Source organism: Mycobacterium sp. SMC-4 (genome assembly GCF_050205565.1).
Taxonomy (GTDB): domain Bacteria; phylum Actinomycetota; class Actinomycetes; order Mycobacteriales; family Mycobacteriaceae; genus Mycobacterium.
The window spans coordinates 134,566-154,846 of the sequence record NZ_JBNMQU010000005.1; the positions used below are offsets into that span (position 1 = coordinate 134,566).

The following is a 20,281-nucleotide window of genomic DNA, read 5'->3' on the forward strand; positions in this document are numbered from 1 at the left end:
GTGTCTCTGGTCCGCCCCGATCTCTTCCACCCCCGCATCGTCCTGGCGGGATGTCCGGCCCTGCCGGAGGGGGACGGCGACGACGCCGGCTTGATCGGTGCTCTGCGTGCACGCGGACTCCACGCGCGCTGGTTGCCGTGGGACGATCCGGCCACCCTGGAGGCCGACCTGGTCATTCTGCGCGCCACGTGGGACTACGCGGAACGCCTCGACGAGTTTCGGGCGTGGACCACCCGAGTTGCCCACTTGCTCAACCCGTCTCGGGTGGTCGCCTGGAACACCGACAAGCGTTATCTGATCGACCTCGCCGTCGCGGGTGTACCGACGGTGCCCAGCGCGTTCTACGCGCCCGGTCAGGACGTGTGGGTCCCCGACGAGGAGGTCGTGGTCAAGCCGGCCGTGGGTGCCGGCTCGAGAGGCGCGCTGCGCTGCGACGACCCCGAGCAGGCGCGGGCACACGCCGCGGCGCTGCACGCCGAGGGCCACACAGTCCTGGTCCAGCCGTACGACCCGCGCGTCAGCGACGGTGAAACGGCGCTGGTGTTCCTGCGCGGAGCCGCGTCGCACGCGTTCACCAAAGGTCCGATGCTGCCCGCACCCGGCCAGGCGCCCGGCCTCGACGAGTCCGGAACCTTCGCGACCGAGAGGCTGGGCCCGGCCGATCCGGACCCCGAACTGTGGGAGCTGGGGCACGCCGCACTGGTCGCGGCGGCAGCCCATCTCGGTCTGGAGGTCACCGACCTGCTCTACGCACGGGTCGACCTGCTCGGTGCCGCCGATGCGCCGGTGCTGCTGGAGCTCGAGCTGGTCGAGCCGTCGCTGGGATGGCGCCTGCTCGACGAGCGCACCAGGGACGCGCAGCAGCGGCAGTTCGCTCTGGCCGTCGAGTCAGCGCTGGAGAGCTTCGGGCTCGGCCCGCTCTCGCATCGACGCCCATAGCGCCGCGGTGGCGGCCGTGCACGCGGCCGCGCCGGCCACGTGGACGGCGACCAGCGCCGCGGGCACGCCGGTGAAGAACTGCACCGCGCCCAGCGAGCCCTGCGCGGCGACGAGCACCAGCAGCACGCCCAGGCGTTTGCGGATCGCGGCCGGCGCACCCACCGCCAACAGCCCGAAGCCCAGCCCGACCAGCAGCGCCAGGTAGGCCACCAGCAGCGACGAGTGCATGTGCACCAGCGTGGTGATCTCGACCTGCAGCCGCGGCACCGGACGGTCGATGCTCTTGTCCCCGGCGTGCGGCCCGGCGCCGGTCACCATGGTTCCGGTCACCAACACGGCGGAAAGCGTCAGCGCGCTCAGCACGGTCAACTGGCGCAGCGGCTTCGGCGCCGCAGCCGTGACGACACCGTCGTCGGGCTGGCCGATCTTGACGAACAGCAGCACCGCCACCCACACCATCGCCATGGAGGCCAGCAGGTGGATGGCCACGGTCCACCACAGCAGCCCGGTCAGCACGGTGATGCCGCCGATGACCGCCTGCACCACCGTCGACGCCGGCATTAACCACGCATAGATCAGGACTTCCCGGCGGCGGCGGGCACGGGTGACCACGATGACCGCGGCGGCCGCGGTCAGGACCACCAAAAACGTCAGCAGTCGGTTGCCGAACTCCACCGCCTGATGGATACCGGCGACCTCGGGGTGGGGGACCGGGGTGAAGCTGCCCGGGAAGCACTGCGGCCACGTCGGGCAGCCGAGACCGGATGCGGTGACGCGCACGATCGCCCCGGTGACGGAGATTCCGCCCTGGGTGAGGATCACCGCAGCGGCGACGATGCGCTGCACCCGCAGACTGGGCTCGGGAAGCACGTCGACCAGCCGCAGGAAGATACGTCCGACGGACACGTGTCGATGGTAGAGGTCCGCTAACTACGTGCCGTAGTAGGGGCGGGCTCCCGGCCTCGGCGACTCAGGTGAACCGGAACCAGCGCAACGCACCCACGGCGGCCACCGCGCCCCAGATGGCGAGCACCACGAGGCCGACCCAGTCGACCGACAGCGCCATGGCTGCCGACAGCGACTCCGTCAGCGCGCCCGAGGGCGTCAGCCGCGCGACCCACTGCACGCCGGACGGCACGTCAGCGCCGTCGAGCACCAGGGCGCCCAGACCGGCGAAGACGAACCACGCCAGGTTGGCCACCGCCAGGACGATCTCGGCGCGCAGCGTGCCACCCAGCAGCAGCCCGAGAGCAGCGAACACGGCGGTGCCGAGCGCGATCACCAACCCGCCGAGCGCCAGCCCGGGCAGCGACGGGCGCCATCCCAGGGCGAAGCCGATGGCGCCGAACAGCACCGACTGCAGGATCACCACGGCGACCACCGCCAGCGACTTGCCGGCGATGATGCCCCACACCGGCAGCGCGGTGGCGCCCAGGCGTTTCAACGCGCCGTAGCGGCGATCGAAGGCCACGGCGATGGCCTGTCCGGTGAACGCCGTCGAGATCACCGCCAACGCCATGATGGCCGGCACGAAGACGGCCGCACGGTTGGGCCCGAACGACCCCAGCGGCAACAGCGTCAGGCCGACCAGCAGAGTGATCGGAATGAACATCGTCAGCAGGAGTTGTTCGCCGTTGCGCAACAGCAGGCGCAGTTCCAGACCGAACTGTGCGCGCAGCATCTTGGGCACCGGAGCCGGGCGTGGGTCGGGAGTGAAGGTGCCTGCGGCGAACCGGTTGACGGTCATTTGCGGAGCTCCCGCCCGGTGAGTTCGAGGAAGACGTCTTCGAGGCTGCGTTGTTCGACGCGCATGTCGGTGGCCAGCACGTCCAATCGGGCGCACCAGGCGGTGACGGTCGCCAGCACCTGCGGGTCGATGTGTCCTTCGACCAGGTACTCGCCCGGGGCGGCCTCCGTGGCGCGGTAGCCCTCCGGGAGCGCGGCCACCAGCAGCGCGAGGTCGAGCATGCGGGGTGCACGGAAACGCAGCTGGTTCTCGGCGCCGCTGCGCATCAACTCCGCCGGCGTGCCGGTGGCCACCGACCGGCCGTGGTCGATGATGACGATCCGGTCGGCGAGCTCCTCGGCCTCGGCCAGTTGATGTGTGGTCAGTACCACCGTGACGCCGTCCCGGCGCAGCGCGTCGATCAGCTCCCACACCACCAGCCGGGCGTGGGCGTCCATGCCGGCCGTCGGCTCGTCGAGGAACACCAGCTCGGGACGGCCGACCACCGCGCACGCCAGAGCAAGCCGCTGTTGCTGGCCGCCGGACAACCGGCGGTAGGTGGTCTTGACCGAGTCGGTGAGCCCGAGGGTGTCCAGCAGCCACTGCGGGTCCAGCGGGTCGGCCGCGTAGGAGGCGACGAGATCGAGCATCTCGCCGGCCCGCGCGGCCGGATAGGCGCCGCCGCCCTGCAGCATGACGCCGGTACGGGACCGGACCTGCGCGTTGTCGGCGACAGGGTCCAGTCCGAGGATCCGGATCGAGCCTTCGTCGGGCCGCAGGAACCCTTCGCACATCTCCACGGTGGTCGTCTTGCCGGCGCCGTTGGGGCCGAGCAGCGCGAGGACCTCGGCGGTCTGCACGTCGAGGTCGAGCTCGCAGACGGCCGTTGTTGACCCGTACCGCTTGCTGACGTTGCGCAACAGCACGGGTGGGGAGTTCGCGCTCACGGTGACTCAGCGTAAGCGTCGGTCACGGCGGTCGGTGGCGGCGGTGGTGAGCCGTCACGACCCTTGTCGTTGCCGTCGTCCTCGGCGAGGGTTCCGGAGGCGGCTTCCGGGACGGCGCGCCACGGCAGCCAGCGGTAAGTCAGCGCCATCAGCGCCAGCACGATCACGGTGCTGGCCACGGTGGCCAGCACGATCTGGAACAGCGCGAACCGGTCGCCGTTGGCGGTCGGACCGAAGATGCCGACCACGAGCGTCACGACGATGACCGCGGAGCGGAAACCCGGTCGGGTTGCCCACGCGGCCAGCGGGATGATGGCCCACAGCAGGTACCACGGCTGGACCACCGGGAAGAGCAGCACTGTGGCACCCAGCGCCACGCCCAGACCGCCGACGGGGTGGAGTCGGCCGCGCAGCACCGACAACAGCAGCCAGGTCACGATCACCGCGATCAGGCTGACGCCGATCGCGCGGGTCAGTCCCAGGACGGCGGTGGTGTGGTCGCCCAGGCCGAGCAGAATGCCGACCTGCCCGGTGCCCAGCGCCAACAGGGTCGGCGGGGACATCCAGCTGCGCACCACATTGGCCGTGCCCAGGGTGAACAGCCAGCCGAACCCCAGCCCGCTGGCCCAGCCGATGATCGCCATCACCGCGACCGACACCGCGGTCAGCGCGGCACCGGAGCACAAGAACGCCTTGACCGTGCCGCCCCACCGGTGGGCCAGCGCCATCGCGACGAACCCGAGCGCCAGCAGGGACGGGAGCTTGACCTGCGACGACATGGTGATCAGCACCGTGCCGACCACCAGCATCGCCGCCGGGTACCACCGGGCTCGCGTCGCATCGCCGATCGCCTCGATGCCGCGCAACGCGAACTCCGTGCCGGCCAGCATCAGCCCGAGCATCAGCGCCTCGTTGTGGATACCGGCCACCAGATGCATGAACAGCAGCGGGTTCGTCGGTCCCAGCCACAGCGCGCTGACCTCGGCGACGCCGCACCGGCGCGCCAGCCGTGGCGTCGCCCAGACGATCAGCCCCACGCCGAACAGCACCACCAGCCGGTGGAACAGCACCGCCTCGACGACGTTCTCCCCGGTGATCGACGAGATCCCCCGGCCGATCCAGAGGAACAGCGGGCCGTAGGGGGCCGGCGTCTCGCGCCACAGGCTCGGCACCGACAGCGTGAAGATGTGGTCCAGACCCAACCCCGGCGCGGGACCCACCCGATACGGATCGGCGCCCTGCAGGGAGATCTCGCTCTGCGCCAGGTAGGAGTAGACGTCCTTGCTGTACATCGGCGGCGCGATGAGCAACGGCAGCGCCCACAGCAGCAGCGTCCGGTCCAGCTGGCTGCGCGTCATCTTCCGCCGGCCCAGGGTGAACCGGCCGAGCATCAGCCAGGCCAACGCCATCATCACCGCGCCCGTGGTGGTCATCGTCAGCGAAACCGTCTGGATGCGGGAGGGCAGGTTCAGGAGCCGGACACCGAACGTCGGATCCTGCACCACCGGACGAGCCCCGGCGCCGAGGGCGCCGATGGCCATCAGTACGGTTCCGGTGGCGCCGAACAGCCGGGTCCGGTGCATCGCGACCAGCTCGGCAGGGGTGAGTGGGCTGCCGACGGTCCGCTCGTCGCCGTGCCACCCGGCGATCGAGGTACTGAGGGAATGTCGGCGGGCTGCCACCAGGGCAGCGTAACGGGCCGCGTATTCCCGATTCGTCGCGTCAAGGGTTGTGAGAAGAGCAACGACCGGCTAAGGGTGCCCTTGCTGGACCCGATCCGGGAATTGCGTCACACTGGTGTAGTGAAATTCAGCCAGCAGGGTTCGACTGTGCCGAGACCGGTACCGTCGCACGCTGTCGACGGGGATTCACACGGGCATACCCGCAGCGCGATCATTCAGTTGCTGCTCGAATCCGGTCCGACGACCGCCCGCAGCATCGGTGCGCGGCTGGGACTGTCCCCGGCCGGAGTGCGCCGCCACCTCGATGCGCTCATCGAGGCAGGTGACGCCAAGGCGACGGCCGCGGCAGCCTGGCAGCAGGAGGGGCGGGGCCGCCCGGCCAAGCGCTACCAGCTCACCGCTGAGGGGCGCGCCAAGCTCGACCACGCGTACGACGATCTCGCCTCGGCCGCCATGCGGCAGCTCCGCGAGATCGGCGGTGACGAAGCCGTCCAGGCGTTCGCGCGGCAGCGGATCGACACGATCCTCGCCGACATCCGCCCCGTCGACGGACCTGCCGACAGCGCGGACGTCGAAGCCGCCGCGGAACGGATCGCCGACGCGTTCACCGGTGCCGGGTACGCCACCACCACGGCGCGGGTGCGGGGACCGATGCCCGGGGTGCAGATCTGTCAGCACCACTGCCCGGTGTCACATGTGGCCGAGGAGTTCCCCGAGTTGTGCGAGGCCGAGGAGCAGGCCATGGCCGAGGTGCTGGGGACCCACGTTCAGCGGTTGGCCACGATCGTCAACGGCGACTGCGCGTGCACCACCCACGTTCCGCTCAGCGCAGCGGAGCGCTAGACGTACCACCTTCGGCGCACAGCCCGCGCCGAAGCCACCACACGAGCAAGAGGAGTGTGTCGCAATGACACTCACACCGGAGGCTTCAGTTTCTGAGACCGCCGCCCCTTTGACTCAGGAAGAGACCATCGCTTCCCTGGGCAAGTACGGGTACGGCTGGGCCGACTCTGACGTCGCAGGAGCCAGTGCGCAACGGGGGCTGTCCGAAGCCGTGGTCCGTGACATCTCGGCCAAGAAGAGCGAGCCGGAGTGGATGCTCGACATCCGACTCAAGGCGCTGCGCACCTTCGACAAGAAGCCCATGCCGAAGTGGGGCTCCGACCTCGAGGGCATCGACTTCGACAACATCAAGTACTTCGTGCGCTCCAGCGAGAAGCAGGCGGCCACGTGGGACGACCTGCCCGAGGACATCAAGAACACCTACGACAAGCTCGGCATCCCCGAGGCGGAGAAGCAGCGTCTGGTTTCGGGAGTGGCGGCGCAGTACGAGTCCGAGGTGGTCTACCACTCCATCCGCGAGGACCTCGAGGCCCAGGGCGTCATCTTCCTCGACACCGACACCGCGCTCAAAGAGCACCCCGACCTGTTCAAGCAGTACTTCGGCACGGTCATCCCGGCCGGTGACAACAAGTTCTCCGCGCTCAACACCGCGGTGTGGTCGGGCGGTTCGTTCATCTACGTCCCCAAGGGCGTGCACGTCGACATTCCGCTGCAGGCCTACTTCCGCATCAACACCGAGAACATGGGCCAGTTCGAGCGCACCTTGATCATCGTCGACGAAGACGCCTACGTGCACTACGTGGAAGGCTGCACCGCGCCGATCTACAAGAGCGACTCCCTGCACAGCGCCGTCGTCGAGATCATCGTCAAGCCGGGCGGCCGCTGCCGCTACACGACCATCCAGAACTGGTCGAACAACGTCTACAACCTGGTCACCAAGCGTGCCCGCGCGGAGGCCGGCGCCACCATGGAGTGGATCGACGGCAACATCGGCTCCAAGGTCACGATGAAGTACCCGGCGGTGTGGATGACCGGTGAGCACGCCAAGGGCGAGGTGCTCTCGGTGGCATTCGCCGGCGAGGGACAGCACCAGGACACCGGCGCCAAGATGCTGCATCTGGCCCCGCACACGTCGAGCAACATCATCTCCAAGTCGGTCGCCCGTGGCGGGGGACGCGCGTCCTACCGCGGCCTGATCCAGGTCAACAAGGGTGCCCACGGTTCGCGCTCCAGCGTGAAGTGCGATGCGCTGCTCGTCGACACCGTCAGCCGCTCCGACACCTATCCGTACGTCGACATCCGCGAGGACGACGTCACGATGGGCCACGAGGCCACCGTGTCGAAGGTCAGCGAGGATCAGCTGTTCTACCTGATGAGCCGCGGCCTGACCGAGGACGAGGCGATGGCGATGGTCGTGCGCGGCTTCGTCGAGCCCATCGCCAAGGAACTGCCGATGGAGTACGCGCTCGAACTCAACCGCCTGATCGAACTGCAGATGGAAGGCGCGGTGGGCTAGTGACTTCCGGTGCGAATCTCACTGAAGCGGTGGAGGGTTCGGCCCTCGCAGTGAACAAGGGCGAGCTGTTCTCGTCGTTCGACGTCAACGCCTTCGAGGTACCCGGCGGGCGCGACGAGATCTGGCGGTTCACGCCGCTCAAGCGGCTGCGCGGGCTGCACGACGGGTCCGCGACGCCCAGCGGTGCGGCCGGAATCGCCGTCGCCGAACAACCCGGTGTGACGGTCGAGACCGTGCGCCGCGGGGACGAGCGACTGGGACAGGCCGGTGTGCCGAGTGATCGTGTTGCCGCGCAGGCGTTCTCGTCGTTCGACACGGCCACCATCGTGACCGTGGCCCGCGACACCGAGGTCGCCGCTCCCATCGAGGTCGACATCAACGGACCCGGGGCGGACAAAGTCGCCTACGGCCACCTGCAGATCCGGGTCGAGGAACTGTCCCGCGCCATCGTCGTGGTCGATCTGCGCGGCAGCGGCACCTACGCCGACAACGTCGAGATCATCGTCGGCGACTCGGCGGGCCTGGGCGTCATCTGGATCGCCGACTGGGCCGACGACATGGTGCACGTCAGCTCGCATCACGCCAGACTCGGCAAGGATGCGGTGCTCGGCCACGTCAACGTCACCCTCGGCGGCGACGTGGTCCGCACCACCGCGACCGTGCGCTTCACCGCGCCGGGCGGCGACGCGAAGATGCTGGGCACCTACTTCGCCGACGACGGACAGCATTTCGAGTCCCGGTTGCTGGTCGACCACTCGGAGCCCAACTGCAAATCCGACGTGCTCTACAAGGGTGCGCTGCAAGGCGATCCGGATTCGGACAAGCCCGACGCGCACACCGTGTGGGTGGGCGACGTGCTGATCCGCGCCGAAGCGACCGGGACCGACACCTTCGAGGTCAACCGCAACCTGGTGCTCACCGACGGCGCCCGCGCCGACTCGGTGCCCAACCTCGAGATCGAGACCGGCGAGATCGTCGGCGCCGGACACGCCAGCGCGACAGGCCGTTTCGACGACGAGCAGCTGTTCTACCTGCAGGCGCGCGGCATCCCCGAAGATCAGGCCCGCCGGCTGGTGGTGCGCGGATTCTTCAACGAGATCATCGCGAAGATCGCGGTACCCGAGGTCCGCGAGCGCCTCACCGAAGCCATCGAACGAGAACTAGCGATCACAGAATCGAGAACGAACTGACATGACCACGCTGGAAGTCAAAGACCTGCACGTCTCGGTCCACACACCCGAAGGCGACGAAGTCCCGATCCTCAAAGGCGTGAACCTGACCGTCAAATCGGGGGAGACCCACGCGGTCATGGGGCCCAACGGGTCCGGCAAGTCGACGCTGTCCTACGCCGTCGCCGGCCATCCGAAGTACACCGTGACCTCCGGGTCGATCACCCTGGACGGTCAGGACGTGCTCGAGATGAGCATCGACGAACGCGCCCGCGCGGGCCTGTTCCTCGCGATGCAGTACCCGGTGGAGGTGCCGGGGGTGTCGATGTCGAACTTCCTGCGGACCGCGGCCACCGCCGTGCGCGGCGAGGCCCCGAAGCTGCGGCACTGGGTCAAAGAAGTCAAGGCCGCGATGGGCGACCTCGGCATCGACCCGGCGTTCGGCGAGCGCAGCGTCAACGAGGGATTCTCCGGCGGCGAGAAGAAGCGCCACGAGATCCTGCAGCTGGGCCTGCTCAAGCCCAAGATCGCGATCCTCGACGAGACCGACTCCGGTCTGGACGTCGACGCCCTGCGCGTCGTCAGCGAGGGCGTCAACCGCTACGCGCAGGCGGAGAACGCCGGCGTGCTGCTGATCACCCACTACACCCGCATCCTGCGCTACATCCAGCCGCAGTTCGTGCACGTCTTCGTCGACGGGCGCATCATCGAGTCCGGCGGCCCGGAGCTGGCCGACGAGCTCGAGGAGAACGGTTACGAGCGCTTCACGCAGGCCGCCGCCACTGGAGCCTGACGGTGACGGCCGCGAAGACGCTCGACCTGACGGCGATCAGGGCTGACTTCCCGATCCTGAATCGGGTGATGCGTGGCGGAAACCAGCTGGCCTACCTCGACTCGGGCGCGACGTCGCAGAAGCCGCTGGCTGTCCTCGACGCGGAGCGGGAATTCCTGCTGCACTCCAACGGCGCGGTGCACCGCGGTGCCCACCAGCTGATGGAGGAGGCCACCGACGCCTACGAGCAGGGTCGCGAGGACATCGCCGCCTTCGTCGGCGCCGACTCCGACGAGTTGGTGTTCACCAAGAACGCCACCGAGGCTCTCAACCTGGTCGCGTACACGGTGGGGGACAAGCGGTTCCAGAACGCGGTCGGCCCCGGTGACGTGATCGTCACGACCGAGCTCGAACACCACGCGAACCTGGTGCCGTGGCAGGAGCTGGCGCTGCGCACTGGCGCCACGCTGAAGTGGTACTCGGTGACCGACGACGGCCGCATCGACCTGGACTCGCTCGAACTCGACGAGCGCGTGAAAGTCGTTGCCTTCAGCCATCATTCCAACGTCACCGGTGCGGTGGCTCCTGTCGCCGAGCTGGTGTCGCGGGCCAGGGCGGTGGGTGCACTGACCGTGCTGGACGCATGCCAGTCGGTGCCGCACCAGCCCGTCGACCTGCACGCTCTCGACGTCGACTACGCGGCGTTCTCCGGGCACAAGATGCTCGGACCCACCGGGATCGGGGTGCTCTACGGACGTCGTGAACTGCTCGACGCGATGCCCCCGTTCCTCACCGGCGGATCGATGATCGAGACCGTCACGATGGAGGCCACCACCTATGCGCCGGCGCCGCAGCGTTTCGAGGCGGGCACGCCGATGACGTCGCAGGTGGTCGGGTTGGCCGCTGCGGCACGTTATCTCGACAAGATCGGAATGGCGGCAGTGTGCGAGCACGAGCACGAATTGGTCCGGGCCGCGCTCGACGGGCTCGCCACCATCGACGGAGTGCGGGTCATCGGGCCGACCACGCCGGTCGATCGCGGCTCGCCGGTCTCGTTCGTCGTCGACGGTGTGCACGCGCACGACGTCGGCCAAGTGCTCGACGACGAAGGTGTGGCCGTGCGCGTCGGCCACCACTGCGCGTGGCCGCTGCACCGCCGGTTCGGGATCGCCGCGACCGCGCGGGCATCGTTCGCCGTCTACAACACCACCGACGAGGTCGACCGGCTGATCGCCGGTGTGCGCCGCGCCGTGGAGTTCTTCGGGGACTGACACCGGCGATGCGTCTCGAGCAGATCTACCAGGAAGTGATCCTGGACCACTACAAGCGTCCGCACCACCGCGGGCTGCGTGAGCCGTTCGATGCCCAGGTGCACCACGTGAATCCGACCTGCGGCGACGAGGTGACGTTGCGCGTGGCGCTGTCCGGGGACCACGAAACCGTCGTCGACGTCTCCTATGACGGGCAGGGCTGCTCCATCAGCCAGGCGGCGACGTCGGTGCTGACCGACCAGGTCATCGGGCAGAGCGTCGGCGATGCGCTCAAAACCGTGGCGGCGTTCTCCGAGATGGTCTCGAGCCGGGGCAGAATCGAGGGGGACGAGGATGTGCTCGGTGACGGTGTGGCGTTCGCCGGGGTTTCGAAGTATCCAGCCCGGGTGAAGTGCGCGCTACTGGGATGGACGGCCTTCAAGGCCGCCGTCGCGGAAGCGCACGAATCAGACACCGTCGCGGAGGCACACGGGTCCGACAACGTGAAGGAGAACGTCAGTGAGTGACACAGCGATACCCGAGGACCAACTACTCGCCGAGATCGAGGAGGCGATGCACGATGTCGTCGACCCCGAACTCGGTATCAACGTCGTCGATCTCGGCCTGGTCTACGGGCTCGGCGTGGAGAGCGGTGAGGCAGGCAAGGTCGCGCTGATCGACATGACGCTGACGTCGGCGGCGTGCCCCCTGACCGACGTGATCGAGGACCAGTCCCGCACCGCACTCGTCGGCGCCGGCCTGGTCAACGAGATCAAAATCAACTGGGTGTGGAACCCGCCGTGGGGTCCGGACAAGATCACCGACGACGGTCGCGAACAGCTGCGCGCTCTGGGCTTCACCGTCTGACATCCGCGCCCGCAGGCCCTCCGCGAGCCCAGCCTGCGCGACATTCTTGACCTGTATCTGCCCACCTGCCTTGCCCGAGGCGGGTGGGCAGAGTCATAGCCACGCTGTGTTGCTCCCGGCGTGTCTGGCAAGTCGGCTGACGTGGCACCTGCCGTTCCAGTGACGGCGAAACGGGCATGTCGTCAGCCCCCAGTGTGCTGCCCACGCCCCCGGGTCGTCTCTGCTGGCAAACATCCTCCGCCGCGCTGTTCTAGCAGCAAATTGGTCAACTGGCGCTAATTGCGAGCCTCCATCCTTTTTGGATTGCTCACTGCCGCAGGAATTCTGGCGAAAAGCCGTACCGTGAGCGACAATTGGCTATCGTTTGCTGTGCTCACCGCGCAGCAGTCGGAAGGAGGCGACCAGAGGTCGCGTCTTACAGGGGAAGTCATGCACGTGGGGGAATCTATGGGTCGTCACTGACCCAACCATTGCGTTCGCTCCAAGCGGTTGTCGCATCGCGCCGACCGTTGAGTTCTTCTACCTTCTTCATCCCTTCGACGAAATGGATGGTCGATGCACAAAGGGCGACCCGCTGGGGTCCAGATCGGCAGTGGCAAACACTGGTTCGCCGGAAGTGTGGTGGCGGCCGGTCTGGGTGCGGCGATGATGGCCGGCGCCGGGGCGGCGAGCGCGGAGACTTCAGGTGCCGCGGGGGCCGACAGCTCCGGCAACTCGGTGTCGGCCTCGCGTGACTCTCAGTCGACCCGGACGCCGCGAGAGCACCGCAGCAGCCGCGCCGACAAAGCGACCAGGGCGCGCAAGACGGTGACGGTCGAAGTCGGCGACAAAGCGATTCGGGACATCAAGGACATCAAGGACACCGAGGACATCAAGGACACCGAGGACATCAAGGACACCGAGGACACCGAGGACGACGCCGCCGTTCCGGCTCTGGCCGCGGCCACCCGAAAGGACCTCCGGGCGGCGCGCGTCGACTCCGACGAAGATGCCAGGGGAACGGGCGTGGTGGGCGAGTCACGCTCTGCCGCAGTGGAACCCGAAGAGCTTCCGGCCACGGTGGCGGCAATGGCGACGGCCTCGGCGGCGCCCACCACGGTCCGGGTCACCGTCGGCTCGATGATCGTCGACTGGCTGTATTCCATCGGGGTGAAGAACACCAAGTACGGTCCCGACTTCCTGGCCATCCCGGTGCCCGGGTTCGTCGAGAGGTGGTGGCTGGGTGTACGTGCGCGGATCTACCGTGACGTCGTGCCGGGTCCCGGCGCTCCCGGCGAGCCGCAAGGGCCGGCGCAGAAGAGGCTGTTGTGGGAGACCAACTTCTCGAGTCAGGCCGAGGCCGAGCGGTATTGGGGCTTCCAGACCGGGCGGTGGGGTTGGCCGGCCGGTGAGAACCAGTACTACACCGACGGCGACAACGCCTACGTCGATTCCGCGGGCAACCTGGTCATCGAGGCGCGTCGGGAGGAGACCCCCGACCGGTTCGGGGCACCGCACAACTACACCTCGGCGCGGGTGGTGACGTTCGGCAAGCAGTCGATCGGAGTGGGCACCCGGGTGGTGGCGCGCATCCAGATGCCGGTGAACCAAGGTGCGCTGCCGGCGTTCTGGACCGTCGGCCTCGAGCCCGGCCACGAGTACGACTGGCCGCGCCAGGGCGAGATCGACATCGTCGAGGTCCCCGGCTTCGGCACCCCGGTGGCCCGCCGCACGTGGACCGGCAACATCCACGGCCCGGCCGACCGCGACAACACCATCGACGTCAAACTCCCTGGCTTCAGCAAGGATCTCGCTGCCGACCTGTCGCAGGGCTTCCACGAGTACGGAATCGACTGGTACAGCGACCGCATCGTCTGGCACGTCGACGGTGTCGAGGTCGGCCGCGTCACCAAGGCTCAGTACGAGGCTCTCGGCGGAGACTGGAGGCCGTTCTCCGGCGAGTGGGATCACTACCTGATCCTCAACGTCGCCGTCGGCAACCCGTGGACCGGCGACCCGGCGGCCCACGCGCCGTTCGTGGCTCAGATGAAGGTGGACTGGGTGAAGGCCTACGAGCTGTAAGGCGTGTAGACGACGATCTGCAGATCGGGCCGGTCGGAAGGCCGCAACTGGTGGTGTTCCAACCGCACCAGCCCGCTGACGGGGTGGTGAAACACCCGTTCGCGTGACTCGAATCCGGCCACCGGATGGGTGTCCCAGCCGCGCCGGAACTCTGCGCTGACGGCGCGCAGCCGGTCGAGCAGTTCGCGGATGGGCGGCTCACCGAGGCGTCCCGCGACCTCTGCGCGGAACTCCGCCAGAAAGCGCGCGCTGGTGACCTCCCAGTCGTCGAGCAGCTCACGGACCGAGGGATCGGTGAACACCAGCCACAACAGGTTTCGTTCGTCGTCGTCGACACGGGCGACATTCGGATACAGCTCGGCGTAGGCAGCGTTCCAGCCGGTGATCGACCAGTCCGCGGCCAGCACGTACGCGGGCCGGTCACCCAGCGCATCAAGTAGGCGCTGGATGTGGGGCGGGGCCGGTTCCACCCGCGCCGGATGGGCCGGCGGCGCGTATCCGGCCAGCCCCAGCAGGTAGTGGTGCTCGGTCGCCGAGAGCTGAAGGGTTCGCGCGACCGCATCGAGCACCTGGCGCGACGGGGTGATCGCCCTGCCTTGTTCGAGCCACGTGTACCAGGTGATGCTGACTCCGCACAGGGTGGACACCTCTTCCCGGCGCAGACCGGCGTCGCCTCCGCGGGGCAGCGGAGGCAGCCCGTACAGGCTGCGCGGAACCCGTTGGCGGCGCGCCCGCAGAAAGGCGCCGAGTTCGGCTCGGTTCTCGGCCTGCACCGCCATGGACGACATGCTATTTCGGCGCGGCAGCGATCGGCTGGTGCTCTGACTACCAGTAGCGAGGCCGCCTTGGTACAGGAAGTGGCTCCGACGAGGCTGAGGTCATGCCTGAACTGCGGTCCAGAACCGTCACGCACGGACGCAACATGGCCGGCGCCCGCGCTCTCCTACGTGCCGCCGGAGTCTCGGCCGACGACTTCGGCAAGCCGATCGTCGCGATCGCCAACAGCTTCACCGAGTTCGTCCCCGGTCACACCCATCTGCAACCGGTCGGCCGGATCGTCGCCGATGCGGTCTGCCGCGCCGGCGGGATCCCGCGGGAGTTCAACACGATCGCCATCGACGACGGCATCGCCATGGGGCACGCAGGCACGTTCTACTCGTTGCCGTCGCGCGACCTGATCGCCGACTCGGTGGAGTACGTCGTCGAAGCCCACCGCGCCGACGCCCTGGTGTGTATCTCCAACTGCGACAAGATCACTCCGGCGATGCTGATGGCTGCACTGCGCATCGACATCCCGACCGTGTTCGTCGCCGGCGGTCCGATGGAAGGTGGGCGGACCGCGCTGGCCGACGGCACGACCCGTGACGGCCTTCATCTGATCGATCCGATGTCGGCGGCCGCCGACGGCCGCGTCACCGACGACGATCTGCGCCGCATCGAAGAGGCCGCCTGCCCGACCTGCGGTTCGTGTGCCGGGATGTTCACCGCCAACTCGATGAACTGTCTGGTCGAGGCGTTGGGACTCGCGCTGCCCGGCAATGGGTCCACTCTGGCCACCCACACCGACCGTCGCGCGCTCTACGAGCGCGCCGGTGCCGTCGTCGTCGAGCTCGCTCGCCGGTGGTACGACGGTGACGACGCGCGGGTGCTGCCGCGAAGGATCGCCGGACGTGCGGCGTTCCACAACGCGATGGCCGTCGATGTCGCCATGGGCGGGTCGACGAACACCGTCCTGCATCTGCTTGCCGCCGCGCACGAAGCGGAGTTGGACTTCACCCTCGATGACATCGACGAGATCTCGCGGCACGTTCCATGCCTGTGCAAGGTCGCGCCCAACGGGACGCATCTCATGGAAGACGTGCACCGCGCCGGCGGCGTGCCCGCGCTGATGGGGGAGCTGCGCCGCGCCGGGGTGCTCGCCGAGGACGTGTGGGCGGTACACGCCGAGGACCTGGGCGCGTGGCTCGACGACTGGGATATCCGCGGTGCCGCCGCGACCACCGCAGCGACGGAGCTGTTCCGCGCCGCACCGGGCGGAACGCGGTCGTCGTCGGCGTTCTCCCAGTCACGGCGGTGGGAGGACTCGGACGTCGACGCGTCCGCCGGGTGCATCCGCGACGTCGCGCACGCCTACAGCGCAGACGGTGGGCTGGCGGTGTTGCGGGGCAATCTGGCCGCCGACGGCTGCGTGGTCAAGACCGCCGGCGTCGTCGAGGCGATGCGGGCATTTCGCGGTCCCGCTGTCGTCGTGGAGTCGCAGGACGACGCCGTCGAGGCGATCCTCAGCGGCCGGCTCCGACCCGGCGATGTGTTGGTCGTGCGGTACGAGGGGCCGCGCGGGGGCCCGGGCATGCAGGAGATGCTGCACCCGACGTCGTTCATGAAGGGGAGGGGGCTGGCGACCCGGTGCGCGCTGGTGACCGACGGCAGGTTCTCGGGCGGCAGCTCCGGACTGTCGATCGGGCACGTGTCTCCGGAAGCAGCCGCCGGGGGACTGATCGCGCTGGTCGAGGACGGTGACGTCATCGAAATCGACATCGCTGCCCGCCGGATCCACCTCGATGTCGCCGACGATGTGCTGGCGATGCGCCGGGATGCCCTCGACGGCTTCAAACCGCGGGCACGGAACCGGCCGGTGTCGGCTGCGCTGCAGGCCTATGCCGCACTGGCCACCTCGGCCGACCGAGGCGCGGTGCGGGTCGTCTCGACGGGAGCGACCGCAGCACGGGAACATGGGTTGACACCGCGACGTTAGGACAATCATGGCTACCCGAGACATCACTGCCGAAGAATTCAACGACACCATCAACGACAACGACATCGTGTTGGTCGATTTCTGGGCGTCGTGGTGCGGCCCGTGCAAGGCATTCGCGCCTACCTTTTCCGCATCGTCGGAGAAGCACCCTGACGTCGTCTACGCGAAGGTCGACACCGAAGCCGAGCAGCAGCTCGCCGCCGCGGCCGACATCCGTTCGATCCCGACGCTGATGGCATTCAAGAAGGGCAAGCTGGTGTTCAACCAGGCCGGCGCGCTGCCCCCTGCCGCGCTGGAGGATCTGGTCCAGAAGGTCAAGGAGTTCGACATCGACGCCGCGATCGCCGCCCAGGAGGACGGTCAGGGCTGATTGCCCGTTACCGTGCAGGCGTGACCACGCCTGAGCCGTTCGTCCTCGTCGAGCGGCCGCGCCCGCACGTCGCCCTGGTGACGCTGAACCGTCCCGAGCGCATGAACTCGATGGCCTTCGACGTCATGGTCCCGCTGCGCGACGTGCTGGGGCAGCTGACCTACGACAACGACGTGCGCGTCGTCGTCCTCACCGGCGCCGGCCGGGGATTCTCCTCGGGAGCCGACCACAAGTCGGCAGGCGCGGTCCCGCACGTCGACGGCCTGACCCGCCCCACCTTCGGGCTGCGGTCCATGGAGCTGCTCGACGACGTCATCCTCGGCCTGCGGAAACTGCACCAACCGGTGATCGCCGCGGTCAACGGAGCAGCGATCGGCGGCGGTCTGTGTCTGTCGCTCGCCGCCGACATCCGAGTCGCCTCCACCGAGGCGTACTTCCGCGCCGCGGGCATCAACAACGGGCTGACCGCCAGCGAACTGGGACTGAGCTACCTGTTGCCGCGCGCCATCGGTTCGTCCCGGGCGTTCGAGATGATGCTGACCGGGCGCGACGTCGACGCCGACGAGGCCGAGCGCATCGGTCTGGTGTCCCGCACGGTGCCCGCCGAGGCGCTGCTGGAGACCTGTTTCGAGATGGCCGAGCGGATCGCCGGGTTCTCGCGGCCCGGCACCGAACTGACCAAGCGGACGTTGTGGAGTGGCCTGGACGCCGGCTCGCTGGAGTCACACATGCAGGCCGAAGGTCTCGGTCAGCTCTACATCCGACTGTTGACCAACAACTTCGAAGAAGCGGTCGCGGCCCGCAAAGAGGGACGCCCGGCGCACTTCACCGACGACAAGTAACCGGTAATCGATTGGCTTCCGGCAGGTCGGAGCCATTAGCCTTGCCGACGAACCCCACCCTCGTTTTCTCAGGAGCATCAGCGTGATCACCGCAACGGACCTCGAGGTCCGCGCCGGAGCGCGCACCCTGCTCTCCATCGAAGGTTCTGCACTGCGCGTCCAGCCCGGCGACCGCATCGGCCTCGTCGGCCGCAACGGTGCCGGCAAGACCACGACGATGCGCATTCTCGCCGGCGAAGGCGAACCCTATGCGGGGACGATCACCCGGACCGGCGAAATCGGTTACCTCCCACAGGATCCCCGCGAGGGTGACCTCGACATGCTCGCCCGCGACCGGGTCTTGTCGGCGCGCGGGCTGGACACCCTGCTCTCGGACCTGGAAAAGCAGCAGGCGTTGATGGCCGAGGTCGCCGACGACGCCGCCCGCGACAAGGCGGTGCGCCGCTACGGTCAGCTCGAGGAGCGGTTCGCCGCCCTCGGCGGATATGCCGCCGAGAGCGAAGCCGGCCGGATCTGTGCCAGTCTCGGCCTGCCCGACCGCGTGCTGACCCAGCCGCTGCGCACGCTGTCCGGCGGTCAACGGCGCCGCGTGGAGCTGGCTCGCATCCTGTTCGCCGCCTCCGAAGGCGGCAGCGGGTCGGCCACCACCCTGCTGCTCGACGAGCCCACCAACCACCTCGACGCCGACTCGATCGGTTGGCTGCGCACCTTCCTGCAGAACCACACCGGCGGGCTGGTCGTCATCAGCCACGACGTCGAGCTGCTCGCCGACGTGGTCAACCGCGTGTGGTTCCTCGATGCCGTGCGCGGTGAGGCCGACGTCTACAACATGGGTTGGCAGAAGTATCTCGACGCGCGCGCCACCGACGAGCAGCGCCGCCGGCGGGAACGCGCCAACGCCGAGAAGAAGGCGTCCGCGCTGCGCGCCCAGGCCGCCAAGATGGGGGCCAAAGCCACCAAAGCCGTTGCCGCGCAGAACATGTTGAAACGTGCCGACCGGATGCTGGCTGCACTCGACGAGGAACGGGTGGCCGACAAGGTCGCGCGGATCAAGTTCCCGACCCCGGCGCCGTGCGGTAAGACCCCGCTGATCGCCAAGGGATTGACCAAGACGTACGGATCGCTGGAGATCTTCACCGGCCTGGACCTGGCCATCGACCGCGGTTCCCGCGTGGTGGTCCTCGGCCTCAACGGCGCCGGAAAGACCACGCTGTTGCGCCTGCTGGCGGGGGTGGAGAAACCCGACGCCGGGGGATTGGAACCCGGTCACGGGCTCAAGATCGGCTACTTCGCGCAGGAGCACGACACCCTCGACAACCTCGCGACGGTGTGGGAGAACATCCGCCACGCCGCCCCCGATACCGGGGAACAGGACCTGCGGGGACTGTTGGGCGCGTTCATGTTCAGCGGCGCTCAGCTCGATCAACCCGCAGGCACACTGTCCGGCGGGGAGAAGACCCGGCTCGCGCTGGCGGGCCTGGTCGCATCGACGGCCAACGTGCTGCTCCTCGACGAGCCGACCAACAACCTGGACCCGGCCTCCCGCGAGCAGGTGCTCGACGCGCTGCGCAGCTACGCGGGATCAGTGGTGCTGGTGACCCACGACCCCGGCGCCGCCGAGGCGCTCAACCCGCAGCGTGTGCTGCTGCTTCCCGACGGCACCGAGGATTTCTGGTCCGACGAGTACCGGGATCTCATCGAGCTCGCCTGACCCACGTGTCAACGCTTCTCCCGCGGGGTAATCGGTCGCGAGCACATCTGCGGGAGGGCGTCGATGAAAAAGGACAACAAAAACAGGGATCAGTTGATCAACGAGCTCCGCAACGCCTACGAGAGCGGCGCGAGCATCCGCACCCTCGTAGCGTCGACCGGACACTCCTACGGGTCGATCCACAGCATGCTTCGCGAATCCGGCGCGACGATGCGCAGCCGCGGCGGGCCCAACCACCGCGGCCGCAAGTCGGCCTGATCAGCGCTGACGCACTGAATCCTCCACCAGGTCGAGGACCGCGCTGAGCCGGTCGGGGTCGTCGCCCGAAGCCAGCCGTGCCACCAAGCCGTCCAGCACCAGCTCGAGGTACGTGCGCAGCACGTCCCCGGGTACGTCGTCACGCAGCCGACCCGCCTGCTTCTGACGGCGCAGCCGCTCACTGGTGGCTGCCGACAGTTCGGCCGAACGCTCCGCCCAGCCCCGGCTGAACGCCGGGTCGTTGCGGAGCTTGCGGGCGATCTCCAGCCGTGTGGCCAACCAGTCGAACTGTTCGGGCGCAGCCAGCATGTCGCGCATCACCTGGATGAGGCCCTCGCGAGCGGCCACGTCGGCCATCCGCTCGGCGTCCTCACGGGCCAATTCGAAGAACAGCGTGTCCTTGTCGCGGAAGTGGTGGAAGATCGCGCCGCGCGACAGCCCGATGGTCTGTTCGAGCCGCCGCACGGTCGCGTTCTCATATCCGTATTCCGCGAAGCACCGGCGGGCGCCGTCGAGAATCTGGCGACGGCGCGCCGCCAGGTGATCGTCGGTCACCCGGGGCATGTCTGAACG

20 protein-coding genes are annotated in these 20,281 nt (G+C 68.4%); 14 read left to right on the forward strand and 6 right to left on the reverse strand.

The window, feature by feature from the left end:
- Positions 1-939 (forward strand): ATP-grasp domain-containing protein, encoded by a 939-nt coding sequence (locus ACQI46_RS11080; protein ID WP_427094038.1) that lies wholly within the window; start codon positions 1-3, stop codon positions 937-939.
- On the opposite strand, the gene ACQI46_RS11085 is transcribed toward ACQI46_RS11080, so the two are convergent.
- The 4 genes from ACQI46_RS11085 to mptB form a co-directional block, all read right to left on the reverse strand.
- Positions 889-1,818 (reverse strand): COX15/CtaA family protein, encoded by a 930-nt coding sequence (locus ACQI46_RS11085; protein ID WP_427094211.1) that lies wholly within the window; start codon positions 1,816-1,818, stop codon positions 889-891. The two genes, ACQI46_RS11080 and ACQI46_RS11085, sit on opposite strands and share 51 nt — an antisense overlap.
- Positions 1,819-1,909: 91 nt before the next feature.
- Entirely contained in the window at positions 1,910-2,686 is a 777-nt protein-coding gene (locus ACQI46_RS11090) for an ABC transporter permease (RefSeq protein ID WP_427094039.1), read from the reverse strand.
- Entirely contained in the window at positions 2,683-3,612 is a 930-nt protein-coding gene (locus ACQI46_RS11095) for an ABC transporter ATP-binding protein (RefSeq protein WP_427094040.1), read from the reverse strand. The genes ACQI46_RS11090 and ACQI46_RS11095 overlap by 4 nt, the downstream gene beginning before the upstream one ends.
- Positions 3,609-5,294 (reverse strand): polyprenol phosphomannose-dependent alpha 1,6 mannosyltransferase MptB, encoded by a 1,686-nt coding sequence (gene mptB, locus ACQI46_RS11100; RefSeq protein ID WP_427094041.1) that lies wholly within the window; start codon positions 5,292-5,294, stop codon positions 3,609-3,611. Before mptB ends, ACQI46_RS11095 begins: the two co-directional genes overlap by 4 nt.
- A gap of 30 nt (positions 5,295-5,324) precedes the next feature.
- Between mptB and ACQI46_RS11105 the strand changes: the two genes are divergently transcribed.
- The 8 genes from ACQI46_RS11105 to ACQI46_RS11140 all read left to right on the forward strand — a co-directional run bounded on the left by ACQI46_RS11105 (position 5,325) and on the right by ACQI46_RS11140 (position 13,772).
- Entirely contained in the window at positions 5,325-6,137 is an 813-nt protein-coding gene (locus ACQI46_RS11105; protein ID WP_427094212.1) for a helix-turn-helix transcriptional regulator, read from the forward strand.
- A 64-nt stretch (positions 6,138-6,201) separates the two neighbouring features.
- Positions 6,202-7,653, forward strand: coding sequence for a Fe-S cluster assembly protein SufB (gene sufB, locus ACQI46_RS11110; protein WP_427094042.1), 1,452 nt, complete (start codon positions 6,202-6,204; stop codon positions 7,651-7,653).
- Positions 7,653-8,843 carry a Fe-S cluster assembly protein SufD gene (sufD, locus tag ACQI46_RS11115; RefSeq protein ID WP_427094043.1) on the forward strand — a complete coding sequence of 397 codons (1,191 nt, stop codon included), beginning with the start codon at positions 7,653-7,655 and terminating at the stop codon, positions 8,841-8,843. Before sufB ends, sufD begins: the two co-directional genes overlap by 1 nt.
- A 1-nt stretch (position 8,844) precedes the next feature.
- Positions 8,845-9,615, forward strand: a complete 771-nt coding sequence (gene sufC / locus ACQI46_RS11120; protein WP_427094044.1) for a Fe-S cluster assembly ATPase SufC — start codon at positions 8,845-8,847, stop codon at positions 9,613-9,615.
- Positions 9,616-9,617: 2 nt separating this feature from the next.
- The gene (locus tag ACQI46_RS11125) at positions 9,618-10,865 is read left to right on the forward strand and encodes a cysteine desulfurase (protein WP_427094045.1); all 1,248 of its coding nucleotides are present in this window, start codon (positions 9,618-9,620) and stop codon (positions 10,863-10,865) included.
- An 8-nt stretch (positions 10,866-10,873) separates the two neighbouring features.
- Entirely contained in the window at positions 10,874-11,371 is a 498-nt protein-coding gene (gene sufU, locus ACQI46_RS11130) for a Fe-S cluster assembly sulfur transfer protein SufU (RefSeq protein WP_427094046.1), read from the forward strand.
- Complete coding sequence (locus ACQI46_RS11135) at positions 11,364-11,711, forward strand: metal-sulfur cluster assembly factor (protein ID WP_427094047.1); 348 nt, start codon at positions 11,364-11,366, stop codon at positions 11,709-11,711. Before sufU ends, ACQI46_RS11135 begins: the two co-directional genes overlap by 8 nt.
- Positions 11,712-12,266: 555 nt before the next feature.
- Complete coding sequence (locus tag ACQI46_RS11140; protein ID WP_427094048.1) at positions 12,267-13,772, forward strand: glycoside hydrolase family 16 protein; 1,506 nt, start codon at positions 12,267-12,269, stop codon at positions 13,770-13,772.
- Here the strand turns inward: ACQI46_RS11140 and ACQI46_RS11145 are convergent.
- A complete protein-coding gene (locus ACQI46_RS11145; RefSeq protein WP_427094049.1) occupies positions 13,760-14,551 on the reverse strand; it encodes a helix-turn-helix transcriptional regulator in 792 nt (263 codons plus the stop codon). The two genes, ACQI46_RS11140 and ACQI46_RS11145, sit on opposite strands and share 13 nt — an antisense overlap.
- Before the next feature lie 101 nt (positions 14,552-14,652).
- Here ACQI46_RS11145 and ilvD point away from each other — a divergent pair, with 101 nt between their 5' ends.
- The 5 genes from ilvD to ACQI46_RS11170 all read left to right on the forward strand — a co-directional run bounded on the left by ilvD (position 14,653) and on the right by ACQI46_RS11170 (position 19,708).
- Positions 14,653-16,527, forward strand: coding sequence for a dihydroxy-acid dehydratase (gene ilvD, locus ACQI46_RS11150; RefSeq protein WP_427094050.1), 1,875 nt, complete (start codon positions 14,653-14,655; stop codon positions 16,525-16,527).
- Positions 16,528-16,534: 7 nt separating this feature from the next.
- On the forward strand, positions 16,535-16,897 hold the full coding sequence (gene trxA, locus ACQI46_RS11155; protein WP_427094051.1) for a thioredoxin: 363 nt from the start codon (positions 16,535-16,537) through the stop codon (positions 16,895-16,897).
- Entirely contained in the window at positions 16,894-17,739 is an 846-nt protein-coding gene (locus tag ACQI46_RS11160; protein WP_427094213.1) for an enoyl-CoA hydratase, read from the forward strand. Before trxA ends, ACQI46_RS11160 begins: the two co-directional genes overlap by 4 nt.
- Before the next feature lie 82 nt (positions 17,740-17,821).
- Positions 17,822-19,450: an ABC-F family ATP-binding cassette domain-containing protein gene (locus ACQI46_RS11165; RefSeq protein ID WP_427094052.1), complete on the forward strand. Its 1,629-nt coding sequence runs from the start codon at positions 17,822-17,824 to the stop codon at positions 19,448-19,450.
- 63 nt (positions 19,451-19,513) lie between these two features.
- Positions 19,514-19,708 carry a helix-turn-helix domain-containing protein gene (locus ACQI46_RS11170; RefSeq protein ID WP_427094053.1) on the forward strand — a complete coding sequence of 65 codons (195 nt, stop codon included), beginning with the start codon at positions 19,514-19,516 and terminating at the stop codon, positions 19,706-19,708.
- On the opposite strand, the gene ACQI46_RS11175 is transcribed toward ACQI46_RS11170, so the two are convergent.
- Positions 19,709-20,272: a TetR/AcrR family transcriptional regulator gene (locus tag ACQI46_RS11175; RefSeq protein WP_427094054.1), complete on the reverse strand. Its 564-nt coding sequence runs from the start codon at positions 20,270-20,272 to the stop codon at positions 19,709-19,711.
- Positions 20,273-20,281: the final 9 nt, after the last annotated feature.